The organism is Blautia sp. DFI.6.71 (assembly GCF_020593585.1).
GTDB lineage: Bacteria > Bacillota > Clostridia > Lachnospirales > Lachnospiraceae > Blautia_A > Blautia_A wexlerae.
In genome coordinates this window covers 1-5,625 of sequence record NZ_JAJDMJ010000091.1, presented here as the reverse complement: position 1 = coordinate 5,625, position 5,625 = coordinate 1, and the positions used below count along the sequence as shown (strand labels likewise).

The following is a 5,625-nucleotide window of genomic DNA, read 5'->3' as shown; positions in this document are numbered from 1 at the left end:
AAAAAAATTGAATTTCTGGCTAATTTATACTTGACTTTTCATAGCTGGTCTCCTAGCACATCTTCGATAATATTTCTCTTGGTCGCATTTTCAAAATATATAGTGTAGAAAAACTAATAGAAATACCTATTAAGCTCAATCCTATTAAGAATAGTTTTATAATTTCAACAACCCCTATTTTGATTTGTGCCTCATATTCTGTAAATTCACTATCTGCATGATCCAAAGTTCCATCATTTAAGCTTTCAAGATATAAACCTTCCTCTGATACTTCATCCACTTTTTCATTTGTTACGGTATATTCGATAAATTCTTCTGCCACTGCTTTACTTGGTAAATATGCAATGGAAAATGCTACGCTTCCAATCAGCAATACTTCTAATAAATATTGTGATATTATTTGTCGTTTTTTTATTCCCAAAGCCAAATACACTCCCGTTTCATGAATTCGTTCTCTATTCCACATTGTTAAAACTAACGTAAGTATAACAATACTAATGCCAATACATATCCATAGTAATATGTCTGTTATTGTATCTATTTTTTTTAACGAACTAATCGTTGTCTGATAAGTTTCGTTATTAGCATTAACTTCAAACGCTTTATTATCAAATCCTTCTAGTTTCTTTATTTTTTTTATAATTTTTTCAAGACAGGCGGGATCTTTTATCGTTACCAGTATTTTGTCATATCCATAAATATAATCTTGTTTTTCCACATTTAATAATGTTTTTAAATCCGTATAAATTCTATTTTGAAGCTTATCATAAGCAGTTACCATATCTAGTGCTTTTTCGTCAATTTGGGGTTCAAATATCCCAACTACTGTCACTGGTACGCTTTTTCCACTATTATCCAGTATCATAATTTTATCATCTACATTTACTCTATTCAGCTCTGCTATTTCCCTGCTTAATAATACTGCCCCTTGTTCTTTTGAAGTTAGTGGTCGCCCTTTTATCAATTTTACTTTTCCACTAATAAAATCTTCATTTGTTTTAGAATCATTCGTCGCTACCATTTTTTTTAAATTTTTAAACTCCTCATCAAGAGCAATAGTTCCTTGAATGGACTGTATTCCTTCTACTTGGCACAAAGTTTCCGTTGTTCCATTACAAAACTTTACGCCTTCTATCTCCTCGATTCTTTTTATCAAATCTGAAGATAACTGCTTTGTTGAATACATCAGTATATCTTTTGCACCATTTTCCTCTACTTCTTCTTCATGATAATAAGGATTGTCTTTAGAATATTTAACGTTAATTTCAAAACTCCCTCCTAAGGACTCTCTCAAATGCTCCTCTGAAACTCTAAGAGTTCTTTTTACCGTTAATGTTGATAAAATAAATACACCGATAATAAATAGTATCATAAAAATCAACAAACATTTGCTTCTTTTCCTAGCAACATACCGTATTGCTCTTTTCCAAATCATCATTAAAACTCCTTTCCATCAGCTAAATAAATGTTCTGCTTAGGTCAAAAAAATATAATAAAAAACCTCTACATATAGATGTTACCAAATATATGTGGAGGCTGTATAAAAGCTATATGGAATTAGTATGAAATCATTTTATCTTGTTTCTAAAATAGATTACAAACTTCATTTGTAACTCATTTGTATGACTCTTTCTAAAATCGTATGGAATGTCTAATATTGTCAGAATCGTATGTACTATATACAATCCCAGACCACTACCACCATGCTCCCGAGAGTGACTTGATTCCATCCTAAAGAATGGTTCAAAAATTTTTTTCAAATTTTCTCCTTCTATAATTTCTCCTTCATTTACAATTTCTAACATGTATTGTGTATAATTCAATTCTACAGACTTTCCTGTTTCTGTATATAATACAGCATTCATAATTATATTAGAAATTGCTTTCCTCAGTAAATTTTTATCAGTAACGATTTCATCATTACTAGATATATTAACAGAAAAATGTATCTTCTTCGCTTTTGCAATCATCTCGTAAGGGACTATAATTTCTGATAAAAAATCTGCAACTTTAATTTTTTCTTTAATTATATTCTTCCCTTCTCCATTCAAGCGAGTAGTTTCAAGTATGTTTTGTACCATTAAATTTAATTCTTCTATCATCATTTTACATTCTGGCAAATATTTAGAATAATCTTTATATTTCCCAATTTTTAAAATCATATTTTCTAACATAGCATTACAGGCAGTAAGAGGTGTTTTTAATTCATGAGATGCTGCATATAAAAAATCAATTTTAAATTTTTCATTCTTTGCTGTACTCTCAAGCTGCTCTCTCAATTGTTCAATTGTAAAAAAAAGTTTTTCATACAACTGGTTTATATTATTGGATAATTGTTCAAATTCATCATTCGTATATACCGAACAACTTATACCTGCCTCCAAATTTGCCATACGCTTCGTTATATCAACCATTTCCTTTATCGGTTTTACTATCATTTTTGCCCCTAAATATGAAACTACAAAAATAACAATTGTACAGCCCAAAAATGAATATACTAATCCCTCTGACAGTGATTTCATTAACATATCTGAAGTATCAAGTTCTGCTACAATTCCTACATTTGCAGACATTTTACTCCCGCCATCTACTATACACACTTTGGGAACGACAATCCATATTGTAATGTGAGCAATTATTATAATAAAAAGCATAATACATAATGAATACAAAAATATTTTTTTTAAAAAACTTGATTTTCTCATTTTTTATTTACATGACATTTCTAAACTAAGAAATACCTTTTCCCTTCTATAAGATTTTGCTATATAGTAAGCTCTTAATAAGAATAATACCTTATATAATATCAAGTTGGTATTCTTTTGGATGAGTTCCTGATATGTTTATTTTAAATCTTTTTACTTTTATGATCTTTTCTGTCAATACCCAGAAACAAATTTCAGAAGATAAGAATATATCGTACAAGTTTACAACACATATTTTACAGATTATATGTCCTATATAAATAATGTTAATGATATTTACTAATTTCTATCATCTTCTATTTCATCCATTCGATACCCAATTCCTTTAACAGTAGAAATACAGTCAATACCAAATTTTCGTCTAATATTTTTTATATATGTATCAATTGTTCTATCTAAAATTTCAGCATCATTTCCCCAAATGCAATCAATTATACGCTGTCTACTTAATACAATCCCTTTATGCTGTGAAAAATATTTTATAAGTTCTATCTCCTTAGGTGTTGCTTCACATAATTCACCCTGAACCCAAATTTTATACCCGTCAAGATCTACAACTGTATTTTTCAATCTGATCATATTCCTTTTCTCCGTCTGATTGTTCTTACTTCTTTTTAACAATGCACGAACTCTCCTTCCCAAAACAATCATCGAAAATGGCTTTGTCATATAATCATCTGCATCTCCATCAAAACTTAATACTTGCATAGACTCATCATTTATTGCCGTGAGCATTAAAATCGGAACATTACTAAATTCCCTAATTTTAGATAACAATGCAATTCCTGTAATTCCCGGAAGCATAATATCTAAAATAATCAAACCATAATTTTCATCCGCTAGAATTTTGCACACTTCTTCTCCGTTGTAAACACTGGTAACACAGTAATTCAAACTCTCCAAGTATTCTGCTATTGCTTCATTTGTTTTATGATCATCCTCTACTACTAAAATTTTTTCCATTAAAACCCTCCATTATTTTTTCTCATTATATACAAATAGATTTTCATATATCAGTATATCATAAAAATATTTTAAAGTATAAAATCATCCTCTTTCTTACATTGAATCATTATAAGCTTCTGCTTGTAATTTGTATAAAGAATAATATTTATTCTTAGCTTTCATTAAATCTTGATGAGTACCGCATTCTATGACCTTTCCCTCTTCCATCATAAAAATATAATCTACTATATCCGTATTTGAAAAACGATGCGTAATTAAAATGCTCATTTTTCCTTTCATAAGCACTTTCATTTTCTGAAAAATCTCAAACTCAGCTTCAGGATCTAATGCGGCAGACGGCTCATCTAAAACCAATATAGATGCCTTTTTCAAACACGCTCTAGCTATTGCTATTTTTTGCCACTGTCCTCCTGATAACTCACTTCCCTCATCCCATTCTTTCTCCAAAATAGTTTGATATCCTCGAGGTAAATTCTGAATAAATTTATCAGCCCCTGCAATAGCTATAGCTTTTTTTATGTATTCCATGTTACCCATATACGCTATATTCCCTATTCCTACATTCTCATTCACAGTCAGCGGATATTTAACAAAATCTTGAAAAACCACTCCTATATTCCGATATAAACTTTGTAAAGAGTATTCTTTAATATCCACACCATCAAGAAAAATATTTCCTTTTTCGGGATCATACAGCCTCATAAGCAACTTTACCAATGTTGTCTTACCAGACCCGTTTAACCCCAACAATGCGTACACTTTTCCCCTTTCTAATTTTAGGGATATCCCTTTCAATACATAATTCTCACTATTGGGATATCGAAACCATACATCCCTAAATTCAATTGTTGAAAATTTATCCACCAAAAATTCTCTTTTCCCATCTTTTAAAGTACTTTCCATATTTAGCAATGATAAAAGACTTTCTATATATAAATTATCAGTGTATAAAGAAGAAATAGCATCCATAAGTGAATTAATTGAATTTTCCATATTATCAAGAGCCGAAATGTACATAGTAAAATCTCCTATAGTTTTCTTTTTCAAAAAAGATTCATATAGTATAAATATCCTAACCCCAAATGAACAAACTGTATGTCCAAAATCAGTCAACGTAAATTCAATCAAAAATTTCCTTTTATAGTTCTTATCTTCTTCAATATATTCATTATAAATATTAAGAATTTTCTTTTTTAAATATGATAATGCATTATATATTTTTAATTCTTTTATATTATCATATTCCAAACATAATCCTATTAAATAATCCACCATACGCATTTTTTGGACTCTTGAAACATAAATTTTGTACTGCTTATATGCAATGTTTATGCTAACATAAAAAATAGGAATCATAACCAAGCAGGCTACGAGTGCTACTGATTTATTCAAAGAAACAATGACTGTTACTACGCCAATAAAAGTAGTAAAATACTGTACTAGTGAAACTAACATAATCAGAATACTCATACATCTAGCCACTGATTCATTACTAACCTTTTCAATTGTATCATACATCTCCGGATCGTCAAAACACTCCATATTTAACTCATCTATTTTACCCATTAACTTTTCTGTAATATTACGATTTACATACTCCTGCGCAATTTCTCTATAATATATACCTAAACGAGTTAAAAAATTGGTTACTCCTGTACAAAGTCCAATACACAGCAACCAAAAAATCGAGAATTTTATATCTCCAATTATCAAGGATTGAGTAACTGAGTCTACAAGTTGCTTCCACAAATACACATTTACAGAAACAACTATCCCCAGCATTACATTGCAAAAAACAAGTTTTGTTACCAAGAATGGAGCTGTTTCAAATATTAACTTTATTATTTTTATAATATTAAGTACAAAATTTTTAATATCTTTTATTTTTTCCATTTATATACTTGTATGATGTTATTAGAAGCAAAAACAACATACTTCCTTTCTTTTTTTGTTT

4 protein-coding genes are annotated in these 5,625 nt (G+C 29.4%); all 4 read right to left on the bottom strand.

Annotation, left to right across the window (positions count from 1 at the left end):
- Nucleotides 1-52: 52 nt before the first annotated feature.
- The 4 genes from LJE12_RS19030 to LJE12_RS19015 all read right to left on the bottom strand — a co-directional run bounded on the left by LJE12_RS19030 (nucleotide 53) and on the right by LJE12_RS19015 (nucleotide 5,564).
- Nucleotides 53-1,438, bottom strand: coding sequence for an ABC transporter permease (locus tag LJE12_RS19030; RefSeq protein WP_173721480.1), 1,386 nt, complete (start codon nucleotides 1,436-1,438; stop codon nucleotides 53-55).
- A 130-nt stretch (nucleotides 1,439-1,568) separates the two neighbouring features.
- On the bottom strand, nucleotides 1,569-2,705 hold the full coding sequence (locus LJE12_RS19025; protein ID WP_173721481.1) for a HAMP domain-containing sensor histidine kinase: 1,137 nt from the start codon (nucleotides 2,703-2,705) through the stop codon (nucleotides 1,569-1,571).
- A 279-nt stretch (nucleotides 2,706-2,984) separates the two neighbouring features.
- Nucleotides 2,985-3,668, bottom strand: coding sequence for a response regulator transcription factor (locus LJE12_RS19020; RefSeq protein WP_173721482.1), 684 nt, complete (start codon nucleotides 3,666-3,668; stop codon nucleotides 2,985-2,987).
- 96 nt (nucleotides 3,669-3,764) lie between these two features.
- A complete protein-coding gene (locus LJE12_RS19015; RefSeq protein WP_173721483.1) occupies nucleotides 3,765-5,564 on the bottom strand; it encodes an ABC transporter ATP-binding protein in 1,800 nt (599 codons plus the stop codon).
- Nucleotides 5,565-5,625 lie beyond the last annotated feature (61 nt).

Coding starts and splice junctions, on each gene's coding strand:
- LJE12_RS19025 (WP_173721481.1), bottom strand. CDS start 2,705: ATGAGAAAATCAAGTTTTTTAAAAAAAATATTTTTGTATTCATTATGT.
- LJE12_RS19030 (WP_173721480.1), bottom strand. CDS start 1,438: ATGATGATTTGGAAAAGAGCAATACGGTATGTTGCTAGGAAAAGAAGC.
- LJE12_RS19020 (WP_173721482.1), bottom strand. CDS start 3,668: ATGGAAAAAATTTTAGTAGTAGAGGATGATCATAAAACAAATGAAGCA.
- LJE12_RS19015 (WP_173721483.1), bottom strand. CDS start 5,564: ATGGAAAAAATAAAAGATATTAAAAATTTTGTACTTAATATTATAAAA.